Here is a 17,568-nt window from a genome sequence, read left to right as displayed (position 1 = left end):
GTGAAATCTAGCGGTCGTTTGTTAGGAGCTTTGCAAATGCCCGTCTCTATCCTGCAGTCCTCGAAAAGGAGGGGCAGGGAATGAAGAGATTTCCGATTTCGGCGCGTCTTTACGCGCTTGTGGCCTTTGCGCTGCTGACCATGGCGGCGGCGCTGACATTCGGCCTAGTGCAGGCGCAGGAAAAGCTGGTGGCCGAGCGCAAGGCGATGCTCTCGGCGATGAACGAAAATGCGATCACGGTGTTCAAGGCCTATCACGCCCAAGAAACGACGGGAACGCTGCCGCGCGAGGAAGCGCAGAAGCGTGCCCTGGAAGCGATCGAGGCGATGCGCTACCAGGACAGCGGCTATTTCTGGGTGAACGACATGCACCCGACGATGGTCATGCATCCGATCAAGCCGGAGCTCGACGGCAAGGACCTTTCCCAGAACAAGGATCCGCACGGGAAGCTTCTCTTCGTCGAATTCGTGAAGACGGTTCAGGCCCAGGGGCAGGGCTTCGTCGATTACTACTGGCCGAAGCCCGGCGCCGATGAGCCGGTGCTGAAATATTCGCATGTCGCGGGCTTCAAACCCTGGGGCTGGGTGGTCGGCACCGGCGTCTACGCGGACGACCTCGCCGCGATGTTCCGCGAGCGCGCTTGGCAGATGGGTGGCATTCTGGCTGCGGCAGCGCTGGCGATCCTCATGGCGGCGGTCGCGATCGTACGGAGCGTTGTGCGGCCGGTCGAAAAGCTGAAAGTCTCGATGCGCGCCATCGCCGACGAGGACCTCTCCTCCGACGTCCCGGAAACCGATCGCGGCGACGAGATCGGTCAGATGGCGAAGGTGCTCGTCGTCCTGCGCGACTCGGTCAAGGAGCGAGTTGAGCTCCGCTCGAGAGAGGCGGAGCAGCAGGACCGCCTGAGTGCCGAACGGCGCGGCAACGAAGAGCGTCAGCGCGCGACTGCGCAGGTTCAGTCCGAGGCGATGCAGACGATCGGCATGGCCCTCGAACGGCTGGCGAGCGGCGACCTCACCGCCGAGGTCGTGCGGATCGCGCCGGAATACGCCAAGCTCAAGGACGACTTCAACACGGCCGTCGCCGCGCTTCGCGACGTCATCGGCGCGATCTCCCAGTCGACCGAAATCGTCCATGGCAGCGCCGGCGACATCTCCGAGGCGGCGAACAACCTGTCCCGCCGGACCGAGCAGCAGGCGGCGGCACTCGAAGAAACCGCAGCGGCCTTGGACGAGATCACCTCGACCGTGCGTCACGCCTCGGATCGCGCCCATGAAGCGCGGGACATGGTCAACGAGACGAAGGCGAGTGCCGCTAAATCCGGCGGCATCGTGCGCAACGCCATCGACGCCATGGGGCGGATCGAAGCATCTTCGAGCCGGATCAGCCAGATCATCGGTGTCATCGACGAGATTGCCTTCCAGACCAACCTGCTGGCCCTCAACGCCGGTGTCGAGGCGGCGCGGGCCGGCGAAGCCGGCCGCGGCTTTGCCGTCGTCGCACAGGAAGTGCGGGAGCTCGCGCAACGTTCGGCGGGCGCTGCCAAGGAAATTAAGGAACTGATCAGCACGTCGGTCAAGGAGGTCGGCGCGGGTGTCGAACTCGTTCGGTCGACGGGCGACGCGCTGATGGAGATCGAGACCCTGGTCAATCGGGTGAACGAGCAGGTTGCCTCGATTGCGACCGCTTCCCGCGAACAGGCGACTGGTCTGCAGGAGGTTAACACCGCGGTCAACAGCATGGACCAGATGACGCAGCAGAATGCCGCCATGGTCGAGGAGACGACGGCGGCGAGCCAGACGCTGGCGCAGGAAAGCCGTGAATTGAAGCTGCTGCTCGAAAAGTTCCGGCTGCAGGAGTCGCTTGGTTCCGCAGCCTTCGGCAGAGCGGCCTGAAGCGCGCTAGAAGGTCAAAGATCAAGAATATCGCTGGAGAGGCCCGCGTTCGAAAGGATGCGGGCCTCTCTCATCCAGCCAATGCCCGCCTTCCGAGCATGCCCGGCCTACCGTCGATCCCATCCGTGGTTGTGTGGAAACGGTCATTTCGCGGCACTTGACGTGCCGTTGCAGTCGAGTTCAGATACGGCGACGGGAGGAGCGAGTTTTGCGAGCTCGCAATGGTTGCAGCACCCGAACCACCGAGTTGATCCGAAAGGGAGATTCCTGTGTCGTCTGTCGAACGCTTCATCCTACGGCCGATCGCCGTGGTCCTAATGGCGGTTGGCTTCCTTTCGGCCTGCACCGTCGTCGTCGACGAGCCGCGCCCGGTTCCCGGACCCATCCGCCCGCCGGGTCTGCAAATGTGCACGATGGAATACGCACCGGTCTGTGCCGAACGCGGCAACCGCATGCGCACATTCCCCAATGCCTGCCATGCCCGCGCCGATGGCTTCCGGGTGGTGCACCGCGGTGAGTGCCGGGCCGATTTCCGGCCGCCGGCGGAGCAGACCTGCACGCGCGAGTTCGCGCCGGTCTGCGGTGAGCGCGGTGCGCGGAGGCAGACGTTCCCGAATGCCTGCGTGGCGCGCGCCGAGGGTTTCCGGGTCGTTGCGCCGGGCGAATGCCGGCGCGGCGACGATCGTCCGCCGCAGCAGCAGTTCTGTTCGCGCGAATTCGCTCCCGTTTGCGGACAGCGCGGCGGCCGCCTCAGGACGTTCCCGAATGCATGCGAAGCACGAGCGGACGGCTTCCGCATCGTCCATCCCGGCGAATGCGGGTAACCCGGCACTCGGTCCAGAAGTCACTCGATGGGGCCTGCGTTCCCGGGGACGCAGGCTTTTTTTGCGTCGCGGCTGTCGATAAAAGGGCGGTTTCCGTCAGCAGATCGCCGGATGAGGTAACTCGCTGGAAAGGCTTCATTTACCACGTCTGCATAAAGTATCTCCGACATCGACTTTTTCGGCCGCGTGCCCGCCTTGTGACATAGCCGGCGGTCACTTTCGGTCGCGGGCGGGCGTGCACCGTCGGGGCTTCGGCTTGGTGCTGGATGAAGGCGGCAATGAGTATGGCGTATGTTTCTCTTCTCCACAGGCCCTTGACGGCTCTGCTGCTGTCCATTCCGCTCGTCGCCTGCACGACCGATGTGCTTTCGCCTCCAGCCAGAATCGATAGCGGCTCGCGGGTCGGCGCCATCAGATCGGCGCCGGTTGCCGATCCGGAGCGGGAAGTCGCCGCTTACCCGTCGGCGGAACCGGTCGCTGTGCTCAGCGAAACATCCGCGGCATCCGCTCCCGAGCAGTCGAACCGGCTGCCGATGATCGACAGAGAACCGGTGCGGCAGCCACAGATCGCGAGTGCCGGCCCGATGACCATTCCCCCCGAAGGCGTCAACATGGACGCCATGCTCGGCGTGGAACCGGTCGTCGGATTGGCGCAGGAGCAGGCCAACGAAATCGCCGAAGGCAATGCCACCCAGCCAGTCGTTGGCGGCATCGGCGAGGACGACGTGCGCCAGCTTGGCGGGTCCTCGCAAGCCGCCCCGGTCGAATCAAGTCCCGGCTATGATCCAGACCTACCACCGCTGACGCCGGTTCAAATAGCAGCAGAGGAGGCCAAGAAGCCACGCCATGTCGCGCCGCAGCGGGCTAGCCGCGCACAGGAGCCGCAGCAGGTCGCGTTCCTGCCGCGCGCCCGCAACCCGCTGTCTGCGCCCGAATATACCGGCGAAATGCCGGGCTCCGAGATAGCGTGCCGTCAGCGGCTGAGGAAGCTCGGCGTCGTTTTCCGGGACGTGCCACGCATCTATAATGGGCCTTCCTGCGGCATAGACTATCCGATCGAGCTCAGCGGTCTTTCCGGGAACATCGCCGTCAAGCCCGCGGTGAAACTCAACTGCCAGGTCACGGAAGCCTTTGCCAAATGGGTCAAGTACGAGCTGGCGCCGTCCTCGCGCTATCGCTACTGGTCGGGCGTCAAGACGATCAAGCCGCTCGGCGGCTATTCTTGTCGAACGATGAACTCACGCCGCGGCAACCCGATGTCGGAGCATGCGCGCGGCAATGCGATCGACGTAGGCAAGTTCGTGCTGAAGAACGGCAAGGAAATCGACGTGCGCAGGAAGGGCTTCTTCGCCTTCCGCGAGCGCGGTCTGCTAAAAGCGGTGCGCACCGATAGCTGCAAGTACTTCAATACGGTGCTGGGTCCGGGCAGCGATCCGTTCCATAAGGATCATTTCCATTTCGATCTGAGGACGCGCAAGTCCGGTTACCGGCACTGCGATTGATGTAGTCGCTCAAGGATGCGCGCGCATCAAAAAAAAGGCCGGCGGGGAGAGCCGGCCAGAAAAACCGGAGCTTAGGGGAGGCTCCGGCGTGCAAGTCGCGAGAGCGGGTTGCTCCCGGCACCAAACTGATTGAAAAGCATCACCGTTTCGTGACAGTGATAAGCCTTCGCCTCTGCCGGCAATCTCCTTTGCCGGGTTCCAGCGTCATCAGGATCCTCCATGCCGCCGCTTTCGGAACTGTTGATGTTTGCCCTGGCGCTGGCTGCGGCCGGTGTTGTCGCCGGCGTCCTTGCCGGTCTCTTCGGCATTGGCGGCGGCGCGATTCTCGTGCCGGTCTTTTATCAGGTCTTCGGCGTCCTCGGCGTCGACGACGCGGTTCGGATGCATCTGTCGGTCGGGACCTCGCTTGCGATCATCGTGCCGACTTCGGTCCGTTCTTTTCTGTCGCATTACCGGCGTGGCGTGGTCGATTTGGACCTGCTGCGCAACTGGATCCTTGCCGTACCGCTCGGCGCCATTCTCGCTTCGTTGATCGCTGCCCATGTCAGCAGCGAGACCTTGCGGCTGATCTTTGCGGTGATCGCGCTCGCGGTCGCGTGCCGGATGATCTTCAACCGTGCGAACTGGCGCATCGGCGCCGACCTTCCGAAGAATCCGGTCAAATGGCTCGTCGGCGTCGCGATCGGCATCCTTTCCGGTCTCATGGGTATTGGCGGAGGGGTGCTCAACAACACCTTCATGACGCTGCACAACCGGCCGATCCACCAGGCGGTGGCGACCTCCGCCGGAGTCGGCGTGCTGATCTCGATACCCGGCCTATTCGGCTATGTCTGGGCCGGATGGGGTGAACCCGGCTTGCCGCCGCTATCGACCGGCTTCATCAACTGGATTGCCGTGGCGCTGATCATTCCGATCACGCTCTTGGTCGCGCCGGTCGGCGTGGGCCTGGCGCACGCCTTGGACAGGCGCCAATTGGAGGCGGGCTTCGGTATCTTCATGGTCCTGATTGCCTTGCGCTTCTTCTACAGCCTTTATGGTTAGCCGGGATGAAGATTCGATCCCGTGGCGGTCGAACCTGTGAGATAATCCTTGAGTTTATGGGGGTCGGCGAGGCTAAGTGATGCAGCTCCGCAGCCCGGCTGTTTGACCAAGCATACATTATATTTAATTGTATATTGATCATATGAACGGAGGGCACTCATGCCTGCAGCGGCCACTGCAAGACCAGACGTCAAGGGCTTTTATGAGGGACGGACGGGGAGCATCCAATATGTCGTTTCGGATCCATCGACGAGGCGCTGCGCTATCATCGATCCGGTGCTCGACTTCGACGAGAAGTCGGGAGCGACGGCGACCGTGCAAGCTGACCTGATCCTCCATTACATCGCGGAGAACGACCTGACGGTCGAATGGATCCTCGACACCCATCCGCATGCGGACCATTTTTCGGCCGCCGCCTATCTGAAGGACAAGGCCGGAGCGCCGACCGGCATCGGATCGGAAGTCGTGCGCGTCCAGAAGCTTTGGAAATGCATCTACAACTGGCCGGAACTGGCAGCGGATGGCTCGCAATGGGACCATCTTTTCACCGACGGCGAGCACTTTTCGATTGGCGAAATCGGCGGGCGCGTCATCTACTCGCCGGGTCATACGCTCGCTTCCGTCACCTATCTCGTCGGTGACGCGGCTTTCGTGCACGACACGATCTTCATGCCGGATAGCGGCACCGCACGCGCGGACTTTCCGGGTGGCGACGCCCGTCAGTTATGGCGCTCGATCGATGCGATCCTTGCGCTGCCGGACGAGACCCGCATCTTCACCGGCCATGACTATCGGCCGAACGGTCGCGAGGCGCACTGGGAGAGCACGGTTGGCGAGGAGAAGCGCTGCAATCCACATATCGCGGGCATGACCGAAGAGCAATTCGTCGAGTTGCGCGAAGCGCGCGACAAGACCCTGCCAATGCCGAAGCTGATCCTGCACGCCTTGCAGGTGAATATTCGCGGCGGACGCCTTCCGGAGCCGGAGGCCAATGGCGGGCGCTATCTGAAATTTCCGCTCAACGCGCTCAAGGGAGCGACGTGGAGCTGAGGGGAGAGGGCCATGGGAACGGTGATGAAATTCCGCAACGTTCGTCCCGACATGGGCGAGCGGACGGCTGAAGCCACGGCGCTGCTCAAAACGCTGGCAAACCAGAACCGCTTAAAGATCGTCTGCACCCTGGTCGGAGGCGAGCACTCGGTCAGCCAGTTGGAAGAGACACTGGGCATCCACCAGCCGACCCTGTCGCAACAACTGACCGTACTGCGTGAGGCCGACATCGTCGCGACGCGGCGGGACGCCAAACAGGTCTTCTACCGGCTCAAGGAGGAGAAGGCAGCGCGTCTGGTCATGGCGCTTTACGGGATCTTCTGCCGCGAGCATACCAGGCACTGAGTGCATTCCGATTGGGACTTGTCTTCAGCGATCCGTTGGTCGGTCGCCACCTCCATATTGGCGGGATCGATGTTCGTTGACGCAGCGTCACCTGCAAATTTGTTCCGGACGGGCTGCAAATCCATGTGAATCGGCCCATATAGAGCAGCACCTCTGCCGATATCGCACGGTTTCCGGATCTGTTCATGACGCCCATCGTTTCCATTTCCAACCTGTCGAAGACGTATGCCTCGGGTTTTCAGGCGCTGAAGGGCGTCAGTCTCGATATCGAGGAGGGGGAGATTCTCGCTCTTCTCGGGCCGAACGGCGCCGGCAAGACGACTCTCATCTCGATCGTCTGCGGCATCGTCAATGCGACCAGCGGCAAGGTCACCGTCGGCGGCAACGATGTCGTGCGCGACTTCCGCCAGACCCGGGCGATGATCGGGCTCGTGCCACAGGAGCTTACGACGGACGCCTTCGAGACAGTCTGGAACACCGTTTCGTTTTCGCGTGGGCTGCACGGCAAGAAACCCGACCCGGCTCATATCGAAAAGGTGCTGAAGGACCTCTCTCTCTGGAACAAGAAGGACAACACGCTGCGCGAGCTTTCTGGCGGCATGAAGCGGCGTGTGCTGATCGCCAAGGCGCTCTCGCATGAGCCGCGCGTGCTCTTCCTCGACGAGCCGACCGCGGGCGTCGATGTCAGCCTGCGCAAGAGCATGTGGGATGTCGTTCAGCGGCTGCGTGCCTCAGGCGTGACGATCATTCTGACGACGCACTATATCGAAGAGGCGGAGGAGATCGCCGACCGGATCGCCGTCATCAATGGCGGCGAGATTCTGCTCGTCGAGGAGAAGGATGCGCTGATGACGAAGCTCGGCCGCAAGCAGTTGCGCGTCGATCTCGCCCATCCGCTGGAGCGCCTCCCGCAATCGTTGGCATCCTATAATCTGACGCTCGACGAAGACGGGCAGTGCCTGATCTATGACTACGATACCAGTGCGGAGCGCACCGGCATCACCGCGCTTCTCGCCGCGCTCGCCGAGGCCGGCATCAGGCTTCGGGATATTTCGACGCGGCAGAGTTCGCTCGAGGACATTTTTGTAGAGATCGTGGAGGCTGGGCGATGAACATCGAAGCGATCAAATCCATCTATTTCTTCGAGATGGCGCGCACGCGCCGCACGCTGTTGCAGAGCGTCGTATCGCCGGTCATATCCACCTCGCTCTATTTCATCGTCTTCGGCGCGGCCATCGGCGGACGCATTCAGGAGATCGAGGGCGTATCCTACGGCGCGTTCATCACCCCCGGCCTGATGATGCTGACGCTTCTGACGCAATGCATCGGCAATGGCTCGTTCGGCATCTATTTCCCGAAGTTCACCGGCACTATCTATGAAGTGCTGTCCTCGCCGATCTCCATGATCGAGATCGTCCTCGGCTATGTGGGGGCGGCGGCGACAAAGGGACTGATGATCGGCACGATCATCCTGATTACGGCGTCGCTGTTCGTGGATCTCAGCATCGCCCATCCATTCGCGATGCTCTTCTTCTTCGTTCTGACCGCAGTCACCTTCAGCCTGTTCGGCTTCATCATCGGCATCTGGGCGAAGGATTTCGAGCAATTGAACCTGATCCCGATGCTGGTGATCCCGCCGCTCGTCTTCCTGGGCGGTAGCTTCTACTCGATCGACATGCTGCCGCCGTTCTGGCAGGCGGTCAGCCATTTCAATCCGGTGCTCTATCTGATCAGCGGGTTCCGCTGGAGCTTCTTCGAGATTTCCGACGTCGACCCGCTCGCCAGCGCGGCGATCATGCTCGTCTTTCTCGCTCTGTGCATGTCCGTTCTGACCTGGATTTTCCGCACCGGTTACAAGCTGCGCAACTGACGGCAGCGTCAATCGCGAGATGAATCAATTCGATGGAAAAAGAGCGTCCCAAACGCTCGTTTTCTTGAAGCTCCAGTCCCATTGCGGGATGCAACGTCTATCCGGCGCATTGACGACGGCTTCGATGAGCATCTCGGCATCGAGAAGCTTCTGATTGACGCTGTTTTCGCGCAAAACCGCGAGCATCGCAGTGGCCCTGTCCCGGTTGGTTATTACAGACGAGACCAATCCCTTGTAGGTCCGGTCCTTGAAGAAGGTCGCCTGCGCCGCCCCCAGCAATCGGTCGTGTTCGTCAGGAGTGATAAGCGCCGCCTGCAAGCAGCGCACGAGCGTCTCCCGCACATTCACAAGCGGCTCGCTTAGCGGAAGAAAGCCCAATTCGGCCGGCCCGTGGGACTGCGCGACATCCGCGTCATCTTCCAGGGCGCCGCTTGCATAATCCTCGTAAATCAGCCCGATGCCGACCATCCCGAACGGTGCGCATTCCGCGGCACGCAGAGCCCCGATGCTTGCCGCTCCAAAGATGTGAACGCCCTCGGCGAGCCCGAAGAGGATTTCCTTATGCCAAATGGCCGGCACGTATTCGTAGACGCCGTCCACGAGACCGATCACGTTGGCGCCCTCTTGGATCGCCTTGTAGAAATCTCCCTGTCTCGCAGGCGGACGCAATTGATAGGCCGGGTCAGGTGACAAGCTTGCGCCGTAGAATGTTGGTCCGCCGAAGATAACTCTCATCTTGAGCTCAAAATTCTTTTCAAAGCCCGAGGTCCGAATCGCCGCTTGCGGTTTCCGTCGGGGTTCTCCAATTCGGGAACGAGAACTTTTGCGACGCTGAAGTTCCGTTCCCCTGGATTGAGTGGAACCGCGATCGCGGAACTCACTCCCGCCGCCTTCAACTTGGCGACGACGAAGGCCAGCATGTCTTTAAGCGTCGCACCGGCGGTCATCTCCAACTGGGCGGCGTAGGGAACTGGATTCAACAGCAGGAGGTCTCGCAGGTGTGTGGGCAGGTTCCGCGAGAAAGTCTCCGGGTGGATATCGTCGCGTGCGCCGCTGATATACGTCAGCCGCGATTGCGCCGCCTCGGTAACGCCCCTGATCGCGGCACGCACGGGATTGGGGTGCGCGCCATAGCCGGCCGTCACTTCGATGTAGCGAATCTCGGCATTGTGGGCTGCCTGAGGAGCGATGAACGCCTCAAAACAGGGAATGCCGATATCGCTGGTCACGTCGAAGACCTGCAGTCGGAACCCGGCTACTTTTATTCTCCACGCGAGGTCGCTCAAAACAGCGTCTTTGATCGAGTGCACATCGACGCATTTGGCTTTTTTCTCTTCTCCCGAGACGAATTGCCAGATGGTTGTTGCATCGCGTTCAATCCGCTCAAGCAAACCATGGAACGTCGCTTCCAGAAACGTATTTCCGGACGCGAGGCCATCGGATGACTGCCAGAACCGGTTGTTCTTTGTATCGTCAAGCAAAAGGGCGTCGCGCGGCACCCAGACATCCCGCTCCGCCATGATGTCGCGGCCGAGTGTCCAGTCGACGAATTCATCGGCGCGGATTTCCGTTTGCCCGGCCCTGATGAAGCTGTGCAGCGGATCGACAAAAGCGCCCTCGTCGTTCAGCGACTGAATGCTCATTCGCCTCGTCTCAACTTTGGGATCCTCGGCAACGGAGCGCTCCAGGGCCTCCATTGCGGCTGAGACCTTCGCGTCGATATCAAGGATGCCTTTTCCCTGGTTGATCACGATTGAGCGCGAATTGGGGGCGACGGCATTCCACACGGGGATGCCGATCCGATCGAGGTCCGTCAGCCTTGCGAGACGGGTTATTCCGTGAGCGGAAAGGGAAGAAGAGATGCGCGCCAGAGTCTCATTCGGGGTGCAGGCGCGATCCGAATAAGAAATCACTGGCGCGTCACTTGCCATGTCGCTAGCTGAGATCACTCAGGCAGGCGTGCGGTACATATAGCCGGAGAAGGCCGGCTCATTTGTTTCGAACGCGACAGCAATATCCGTTGCGGAGCCGGTCTTGTAAAAATGGCCGGAGAAGGCGGACTCTTTTGCCTCGAAGCAGACTGCCAGATCAGCATCCGAAGCAACCTCGTCTATGATTTCGGTTCGGCCGTCGGTATGCGCGACAAAGTCCTCGCGCTTTCCCTCCATCGGCGTAACGGTCCCTGCTCCAAAGTCGACAAGCCAAAGGCCAGTTTCACCCTTTACACCCAGAAACATCATTTTCGACATGCAAGTCTCCTCTGCTAGTGGGGAAGCATTCATAAGTGACAGCGTTGCATACACGTTCACCATAACACTCAAGGCGTGCAAACCAAAAGCTCCCGTTGAGAAGAGAATCATTTGTGCTGCCTGCTTGTCGTTCGGTGTCGGTCATCAGCTTCGCAGGCGGGGTACGAGCCACGCGAAACTTGTTCATAGGCCAAACCTCCGAGTTGCAACGCTTCCGCTTTTCAAGCATGTTTGAAAGTAAGGTCAGCCAGCGGATCCTGCGGGGGACGTCAGATGGGTCGTAGTGCGCCCAATGCCATTGACGTTTTTGTCGGTCGTCGCATTCGACTGCGCCGCACTATGCTGGAAATGAGCGGGGGAGAACTTGCCGAGGCCCTGGGTGTGGCTATCGAAGAGATTCGAAGGCACGAGAAGGGGGCAGATCGGGTGTGCGCGACCCGCTTGCAGGCGATCGCCGAGATATTGCAGGTGCACTTTTCCTTCTTCTTTCAGGACACGCCGTCTGCGCGAGGCGGCGGATCGCGTGCGGTCTCCGAGATAGGCGTCACGATGAACGGTGCCTCGGTGTTCCTGTCGGAGGGGAAAGCCCGGCGACGGGCTCCGCGGCCGGCGGGCGGTTGGTGGCGACGGGAGCCCTTCGAACGGTTGAGGCTTTCGTGACGGGACGCGGTTATCACCTCAGGACTTTCGGGGAGTTGCGGCTGGTCGATTTGGACGGCGAAGTCGCTGCGTGCCCGGAGCGTGGCCTGCTCATTCTCGCCTATCTCTGCGCATCCGAACAGAAGGTCATCTCCCGCGACAAACTGGCGATGCTGATTTGGCCCGGCCGGGAGAAGAGCATCGCCTTTAAGAATTTGCGTTCGACGCTGTGGCGAATGCGGAATCTCGTCACGCACCTAGGTGCGGTTCTGTCCGCAACAGAAGCGGAGGTGGCGCTCGGGCCGGTCTCCTGCGACGTCGCGGAATTCGAGGCGGCGAACGGCTCCGAGGAGAGGTTTCGTAGGGTGCTGACGCTCTGGCGCGATACGTTCCTGGCATCGGTGGACTTACCGCCCGGATGCTACACGGATTGGGTGATGGAGAAGCGGCGGGACTTTACGGAGCTGCTGCGCGGCGCGCTCCTCGAGGTGGAACAGCGGTCCGCCGACCGGCCGACGCTGCGCTCTGCCTGCGTGCATCTTCTCGAGTTTGATCCGGCGGATGCGGCCGTTCGCGAAATCCTCGAACGCGTCAGCAATAGCCCGTTGCTGAACGCTTCCCCACCTAGGGCATGGTTGCGGCCGCGCGCATCCGCCGAGAGGGGCAGCGCGGCAGGCGAGCCCGAGGCTTTCCCGGTCCCCCGCGTCGCGCTTCTTCCGCCCGCCGCCTTCGGTAGCGATCCGATGCTTCATGCGGTGAGCATGGCGGTGATCGAGGACGTAACGATCGGCCTCTGTTCGCTCCGTTCGCTGTCGGTCGTCGCTCCTTATACGGCCGAGCGTATCCGCGGGGCATCGGATAAAGCCGCTTTCCTCGAGAAACACGGCGTCACCTATGCGCTCGATTGCTGCATGTCGGACCAGGGGCTTTTCACGCAGCTCATTTTCCTGCCTTCCGACGAGATCGTTTGGGCAGAGCGTTTCCCGATCTCGCCGACCGGTCTGCTGCAGCAGCGGCAGGAAATCGCCTATCACGTTGCCCGCGCCGTTACCGAGCAAGTGGAGACGGGGCGGCCGGAACATCTCGACTATCTGGCGCATCCGGAGGCTTATTATCACTATCTCGGCGGCCTGCGGCGCCTCTCGGGCCTCGGCCTGCCGGAGGTTCGCAGGGCGCGCCGTGATTTCCGCGATGCGCTGAGATACAAGCAGGATTTCGCGCCAGCGCTGAGCGGCATCGCCCGCACCTATGCCACCGAGTGGCTGTTGACCGCACGGGCCGAGGATGAGCTCCTCTCCCTGGCTGAGCGGCACGCCAAGGACGCGATCGAGAGCAATGACCGCCTGCCCGCTGCACACCGCGAAGTGGGTATCGTGAAGCTGTACCAGGGCGATGTGGACGAGAGCCTCGCGGCGCTCGATCTCGCCGAACAATTGAGCCCGCACTATGCCGATGTACTTTACAGTCACGCCGATACGCTGGTGCACGCCTCTTGTCCCGACAAGGCGCTGGAAAAGCTCGGCAAGGCGCTTTCACTCAATCCGCTGGCGCCGGACGCCTATCTCTGGAGTGCTGCGGGTGCGAGCTATTTCCTCGGGGAATACGAGCAGGCCATCGGCTTTGCCTACAGGATGAAGGATAAGACGCCGAGCGACAGAATCGTTGCTGCGAGCTGGGCGATGCTCGGTGACCGCAAGAAGGCCCGCCAGCACAGGATGCGAGCGCTGAAGGCCAATCCAACTTTTGATGCGGACAAATGGCTCGCCGTCATTCCGTTCAAGGAACAATGGCAGAAAGATCTTTATCGTGAGGGGCTGAAAAAGGCCGGTTTTTGATAAGGGGCGTGAGGGTAGCAATATGGCCAAAGTTGTTGTGATCGGTATCCCGGGGGAACCGGGTCTGTGGATGATTGATCTTGGAAATGGCAGCGTCAGGCAGCTCGATTCGGTGACGGGCGATCTGGCTACCGTAAACGGCTTCCGAAAGCTTGGCAGTTCCTTCATCAACAATGTCGATCTCGCTATTGCGGTATCCTCGGTCGATGAGGTCTTTGCCGGTCACGTTGACAGTTGATCTGTCGCGACCTCGAGGAGCGGCCGAACTCGGGCAACCGTCATTCGACAGGTATGTACCCCTGGGGAAACAGTCGATCGCGTTCGGCCAAATCTCGCCGCTTTCGGCGTGGCGCGGGTCGCCCGCCAGCAGGTTTGCCATAACGTTCCGGCAAGTCGCGCCCAAGAGCGCTGGGCCCTGACGGTTGCGTTCGACGTCAATCCCGGAGGCGGAGCTCGTCCGTGCGCATCTGCAGGAAGTCGAGCGTCGAGAGGAAGCTCATGCCGAGTAGGCTGCGGTCGAGCTTGCCTTCGGCTGCGACCATAGCCCGGATGTTCTTGCGCTGAATGGGGCCGATTGCGATCTCCGCCAGTGTGACCGGGGCTGCGAGCGCCGGGCCGTTTGCCGTCATCACCGTCACACGATAGCTGAGATTGGCCGGATCGAGACCGATCCGTTCGGCATCCTCATAGGTGAGCGCGATGCTGCTCGCACCGGTATCGACGAGCATGTTCACGTCATGACCGTTGATCGTCGCATCGGCGGCGAAATGACCATCGATCCGCTTCTGCAACAGGACCTCCTGCTCGCCCTCGCTGTCGGTGATGACCATCGCCCTGCCGGGCGACAGCCCCGCCAGCAGCCGGTCGCCAAAGGATTGCAGCTCGAACCGGTAGATGTAGGTCGAAACGAGAATGAGCGCGATCAGCAGCCAGATGGCGATCTGGCGCAATCCCTCGCCGAAACCGCGGCGGCTCCTGAGAATACCGGCGGCGAATAGCGTTGCGAGAGCACTCAGCGCCACAAGCTGTCCGAAGTCGTCATTGCTCATGCCGAGGGTTTGGCCGGCATCGTGATTGACGATCAGGAGCACGAGGCCGATGGCGAGAATTGCAAGCAGGAGGACCAGACGATTCATGCGCCGTTTCGTTCTCTCGCCATTCGCGCCCGACGCGTTTCCCGCCGCGGCTTGCGCTCCACGGCCTCCAGCCGCTCCGGCAGAGCCAGCATGATGCTGTGACGCTCGGCGTCGGTGTAGAGCGTCCAGGAGCCGATTTCCTCACGTGTGCGCCCGCAGCCGAAACAGTAGCCGGTCCTGTCGTCGATCGCGCAGACGAGAATGCAAGGGGATTCCATGGCCCGGGACGTGCTCTGTTCTGTTTCGTTCGAACCAATAGCGCGTCGAGTTTAATCGAGTTTATGCGACGCGCTTTAGGTCTTTGTTTTTGTGCATGTCGTTGCCCCAAAACCGCTGCGCATTTTTGGGCGACATGCACTATATCGGCCTTTCAGATCGCCAGCGCAAGGGCGCCGAGAACGGCGATCTCCGCGAGCTGCTGGGTGGCGCCGATCGTGTCGCCCGTATGGCCGCCAAGCTTGCGGGCGGCGATCCTACCAAAGCCTGGCACGACGAGCGCGAAGGCTGCAAACGACAACAGGACCGCGACCACCGAAACCCCGGCCGCGAAGAACAAGAGAAGCGCGAGGACGGTGCCGGAAGCGAGCGCCACCGACACCGCCCCCGCTTCAGGAACGCCCGCAGCGGCCGCAACGCCGTCGCTGCGTGCAGGCGGCAGGCGCGACCAGTGCCAGACCACGGCGGCACGGCTGAGAGCGGCGGTGGCAAGGAGCACAAATCCGGCACCGACCGACGTCAGCAGGGGCAGGAAGGAGGCGATGGCGGAGACGCGGAAGCCGAAGGAAAGGATGAGCGCGACGGCGCCATAGGTACCGATGCGGCTGTCCTTCATGATCGCGAGCGTGCGTTCGCGATCGCGGCCGCCGCCGAAGCCGTCCGCCGTGTCGCTGAGACCATCCTCGTGCAGCGCGCCGGTGACGAGGACCTGCACGGCGACGACGACAAAGGCGGTGAAGAGCGAGCTTGTGCCGAGCGCGTTCAACAGCGCGGCAAAGACGGCCGCGGGGAGGGCAATCAATACGCCGGCGAGGGGGAACGCGCGCACGGCACGGCTGAGCCGGCCGTCGTGATCGAGGAAATGCCGGTTGGGCATGGGAACACGGCTCAGGAATGCCACCGATCGCGCTACGTCGTCGAAGAGATCGCGGATATATGCCATTTCGTCTCCGTGGCTCCGAATCGCACAGCCTCCGGCGGATCATGCGCCGACGACAGCAATTGGCGCAAATGCCGTTGCCGCGGGCGGTGTCACCCTCTATGACGAGCCCGACGCTTTGAGAGATGCAAGGATTGCCCATGAGTGCCAGCGGCCTGCCGTTTGATGATTTCCGTGAATTGCTGCGCAACCTGCCTAGGCCGGACTCGGCGGCGCTCGTTGCGGCGCGCGAGCGGGATGCCCAATTGACGAAGCCGCCGGGTGCGCTCGGACGTCTCGAGGAAATCGCTTTCTGGCTTGCCGCCTGGACGGGACGCCCGCCCGCGGTCAACCGGCCGCTCGTCGCGATCTTCGCCGGCAATCACGGGGTGACCCGGCAAGGCGTTACGCCCTTTCCGTCGTCGGTAACGGCGCAGATGGTGGAGAACTTCGCTGCCGGCGGGGCCGCCATTAACCAGATCTGCGCGACGCATGATCTCGGCCTCAAGGTCTTCGACCTGGCGCTCGACTATCCGACGGGCGACATCACTGAGGAAGCTGCCCTCTCCGAGCGCGATTGCGCCGCGACCATGGCCTTCGGCATGGAGGCGATCGCCGGCGGCACGGATCTACTCTGCATCGGCGAAATGGGCATCGGTAATACGACGATAGCGGCCGCGATAAATCTCGGCCTCTATGGCGGCACGGCGGAGGAGTGGGTCGGCCCGGGAACCGGATCGGAGGGAGAGGTACTCCGGCGCAAGATCGCCGCCGTCGAAAAAGCCGTGGCGCTGCATCGAGATCATCTTTCCGACCCGTTCGAGCTGATGCGCCGGCTCGGCGGCCGCGAGATCGCGGCCATGGCCGGTGCCATCCTCGCCGCGCGCATGCAGAAGGTGCCCGTCATTATCGACGGCTATGTCGCGACCGCAGCGGCGGCAATCCTCAAGGCGGCCAATCCGGGTGCTCTGGACCATTGCCTCATCGGCCATGTTTCAAGCGAGCCCGGTCACATCCGCGCGATCGAGAAGCTCGGCAAGACACCGCTGCTGGCGCTCGGCATGCGGCTCGGGGAGGGCACCGGCGCAGCACTTGCCGCCGGCATCGTCAAGGCAGCCGCTGCCTGCCACAGCGGCATGGCGACCTTCGCGCAGGCCGGCGTCAGCAACAAGAGCTGATGGTGGCGCATGAAGCCTCCTGAGGCGGGCGCCTCGAGCTCAGAACGGCTGCTGCATGTTTCCTTAAATCGTACCCGATTTAAGGACAAAAACATGCAGCAATTCAAAGTGCTACAGCGTCCTTTGTGCGTCTGAAAAGACGCACGGCGCTGTAGGGCGATGTTGGCTGTTGTCTACGCCCGCAACGCACCTTGCTGTCGAGCGGCTGTCTGGCATGCTATTCTCGCATCCTGCAGGTCTTGATGCGGGGCCGCTTCTCGCATATCGGGAGGCGCCGGAGCATTCTGTCTGAGGCCGAATCTCTGATGCCAGGTGGCGAAAACCGTAGCCGACGTCGCCTCGCATTCGCCTCAATCAGATTGTCGAAGCTGCGCATGCCAAGCCCGCGAGACGACATGGACGCCAAGAACACCAGCCCCCGCAACGGCCAGACCGGACCCGTCAACAAGCATACGGGCATCCGGCACCTCTTTGCGGCAGCGAGCTACTCCTTCGGCGGCGCGAAGCGGCTGATCGGCGAGGCGGCCTTTCGGCACGAGCTCATCGCTTTCGGCGTGGCCATGGTGGCTTTCGTGCTCGCCGGCGCGACGCTCTTTCAATACGTCGCCATGACGATCTTGTTCCTGCTGATGATGGCCTTCGAGGCGATCAACACAGCGATCGAAGAGATCGTCGACCGCGTCTCGCCGGAAATCTCCGACATGGGCAGGCACGCCAAGGATCTCGGCTCATTTGCCTGCCTGTGCCTGATCGTGGCGAATGGCGTCTACGCCTTCTACGTGGTGTTTCTGGCTCGGTTTCTGGATTGACGGTCGCGTCGGTTCGGTCCGCGTCCCGCGAATTTAAAGCGCGAAATTCATGCAGCGCGC

The 17,568-nt window shown here is 61.9% G+C and carries 19 protein-coding genes; 13 read left to right on the top strand and 6 right to left on the bottom strand.

Annotated elements, in window-relative coordinates:
- The first annotated feature begins 80 nt into the window (after window positions 1–80).
- The 8 genes from M728_RS08365 to M728_RS08330 all read left to right on the top strand — a co-directional run bounded on the left by M728_RS08365 (window position 81) and on the right by M728_RS08330 (window position 8,527).
- Window positions 81–1,895 carry a methyl-accepting chemotaxis protein gene (locus M728_RS08365; RefSeq protein ID WP_026622128.1) on the top strand — a complete coding sequence of 605 codons (1,815 nt, stop codon included), beginning with the start codon at window positions 81–83 and terminating at the stop codon, window positions 1,893–1,895.
- Window positions 1,896–2,212: 317 nt separating this feature from the next.
- Window positions 2,213–2,719, top strand: coding sequence for a Kazal-type serine protease inhibitor domain-containing protein (locus M728_RS08360; RefSeq protein WP_051440977.1), 507 nt, complete (start codon window positions 2,213–2,215; stop codon window positions 2,717–2,719).
- Window positions 2,720–3,003: 284 nt separating this feature from the next.
- Window positions 3,004–4,221, top strand: a complete 1,218-nt coding sequence (locus tag M728_RS08355) for an extensin family protein (RefSeq protein WP_026622126.1) — start codon at window positions 3,004–3,006, stop codon at window positions 4,219–4,221.
- Between the two features lie 219 nt (window positions 4,222–4,440).
- Window positions 4,441–5,262: a sulfite exporter TauE/SafE family protein gene (locus M728_RS08350; protein ID WP_026622125.1), complete on the top strand. Its 822-nt coding sequence runs from the start codon at window positions 4,441–4,443 to the stop codon at window positions 5,260–5,262.
- Window positions 5,263–5,421: 159 nt separating this feature from the next.
- Window positions 5,422–6,312, top strand: coding sequence for an MBL fold metallo-hydrolase (locus M728_RS08345; RefSeq protein ID WP_026622124.1), 891 nt, complete (start codon window positions 5,422–5,424; stop codon window positions 6,310–6,312).
- 12 nt (window positions 6,313–6,324) lie between these two features.
- Window positions 6,325–6,657 carry a metalloregulator ArsR/SmtB family transcription factor gene (locus tag M728_RS08340; protein WP_026613886.1) on the top strand — a complete coding sequence of 111 codons (333 nt, stop codon included), beginning with the start codon at window positions 6,325–6,327 and terminating at the stop codon, window positions 6,655–6,657.
- Between the two features lie 185 nt (window positions 6,658–6,842).
- Entirely contained in the window at window positions 6,843–7,769 is a 927-nt protein-coding gene (locus M728_RS08335; RefSeq protein ID WP_026622123.1) for an ABC transporter ATP-binding protein, read from the top strand.
- Window positions 7,766–8,527: an ABC transporter permease gene (locus M728_RS08330; protein WP_026622122.1), complete on the top strand. Its 762-nt coding sequence runs from the start codon at window positions 7,766–7,768 to the stop codon at window positions 8,525–8,527. The genes M728_RS08335 and M728_RS08330 overlap by 4 nt, the downstream gene beginning before the upstream one ends.
- 24 nt (window positions 8,528–8,551) lie before the next feature.
- Here the strand turns inward: M728_RS08330 and M728_RS08325 are convergent, their stop codons facing one another.
- Genes M728_RS08325 through M728_RS08315 form a run of 3 tightly spaced genes read right to left on the bottom strand, consistent with a single transcriptional unit; the run spans window position 8,552 to window position 10,776 of the window.
- On the bottom strand, window positions 8,552–9,262 hold the full coding sequence (locus M728_RS08325) for a TfuA-like protein (protein ID WP_026622121.1): 711 nt from the start codon (window positions 9,260–9,262) through the stop codon (window positions 8,552–8,554).
- A complete protein-coding gene (locus M728_RS08320) occupies window positions 9,259–10,458 on the bottom strand; it encodes a YcaO-like family protein (RefSeq protein WP_156943511.1) in 1,200 nt (399 codons plus the stop codon). Before M728_RS08320 ends, M728_RS08325 begins: the two co-directional genes overlap by 4 nt.
- Window positions 10,459–10,476: 18 nt before the next feature.
- Window positions 10,477–10,776: a hypothetical protein gene (locus M728_RS08315; protein ID WP_051440976.1), complete on the bottom strand. Its 300-nt coding sequence runs from the start codon at window positions 10,774–10,776 to the stop codon at window positions 10,477–10,479.
- 273 nt (window positions 10,777–11,049) lie between these two features.
- Here M728_RS08315 and M728_RS08310 point away from each other — a divergent pair, with 273 nt between their 5' ends.
- Genes M728_RS08310 through M728_RS08300 form a run of 3 tightly spaced genes read left to right on the top strand, consistent with a single transcriptional unit; the run spans window position 11,050 to window position 13,488 of the window.
- Window positions 11,050–11,436, top strand: a complete 387-nt coding sequence (locus M728_RS08310; RefSeq protein WP_051440975.1) for a helix-turn-helix domain-containing protein — start codon at window positions 11,050–11,052, stop codon at window positions 11,434–11,436.
- Window positions 11,433–13,250 (top strand): adenylate cyclase, encoded by a 1,818-nt coding sequence (locus M728_RS08305; protein WP_026622119.1) that lies wholly within the window; start codon window positions 11,433–11,435, stop codon window positions 13,248–13,250. Before M728_RS08310 ends, M728_RS08305 begins: the two co-directional genes overlap by 4 nt.
- Window positions 13,251–13,272: 22 nt before the next feature.
- On the top strand, window positions 13,273–13,488 hold the full coding sequence (locus M728_RS08300) for a hypothetical protein (RefSeq protein ID WP_026622118.1): 216 nt from the start codon (window positions 13,273–13,275) through the stop codon (window positions 13,486–13,488).
- Window positions 13,489–13,684: 196 nt separating this feature from the next.
- Here M728_RS08300 and M728_RS08295 read toward each other — a convergent pair whose 3' ends face one another.
- From M728_RS08295 to M728_RS08285, 3 genes are all read right to left on the bottom strand, one after another.
- Complete coding sequence (locus M728_RS08295) at window positions 13,685–14,386, bottom strand: TIGR02281 family clan AA aspartic protease (RefSeq protein ID WP_026622117.1); 702 nt, start codon at window positions 14,384–14,386, stop codon at window positions 13,685–13,687.
- On the bottom strand, window positions 14,383–14,604 hold the full coding sequence (locus tag M728_RS08290) for a DUF1289 domain-containing protein (protein WP_026622116.1): 222 nt from the start codon (window positions 14,602–14,604) through the stop codon (window positions 14,383–14,385). The genes M728_RS08295 and M728_RS08290 overlap by 4 nt, the downstream gene beginning before the upstream one ends.
- 152 nt (window positions 14,605–14,756) lie before the next feature.
- On the bottom strand, window positions 14,757–15,545 hold the full coding sequence (locus tag M728_RS08285) for an adenosylcobinamide-GDP ribazoletransferase (RefSeq protein ID WP_026622115.1): 789 nt from the start codon (window positions 15,543–15,545) through the stop codon (window positions 14,757–14,759).
- A 137-nt stretch (window positions 15,546–15,682) separates the two neighbouring features.
- On the opposite strand from M728_RS08285, the gene cobT reads away from it, so the two are divergent.
- Window positions 15,683–16,699 carry a nicotinate-nucleotide--dimethylbenzimidazole phosphoribosyltransferase gene (gene cobT, locus M728_RS08280; RefSeq protein WP_026622114.1) on the top strand — a complete coding sequence of 339 codons (1,017 nt, stop codon included), beginning with the start codon at window positions 15,683–15,685 and terminating at the stop codon, window positions 16,697–16,699.
- Between the two features lie 395 nt (window positions 16,700–17,094).
- Window positions 17,095–17,508, top strand: coding sequence for a diacylglycerol kinase (locus tag M728_RS08275; protein WP_026622994.1), 414 nt, complete (start codon window positions 17,095–17,097; stop codon window positions 17,506–17,508).
- The last annotated feature ends 60 nt before the right edge of the window (window positions 17,509–17,568 follow it).

The sequence above is a fragment of the Ensifer sp. WSM1721 genome, from assembly GCF_000513895.2.
Taxonomy (GTDB): Bacteria; Pseudomonadota; Alphaproteobacteria; order Rhizobiales; family Rhizobiaceae; genus Sinorhizobium.
The sequence above is the reverse complement of the archived record's forward strand: the minus strand, read 5'-3'. Positions and strand labels throughout refer to the sequence as shown.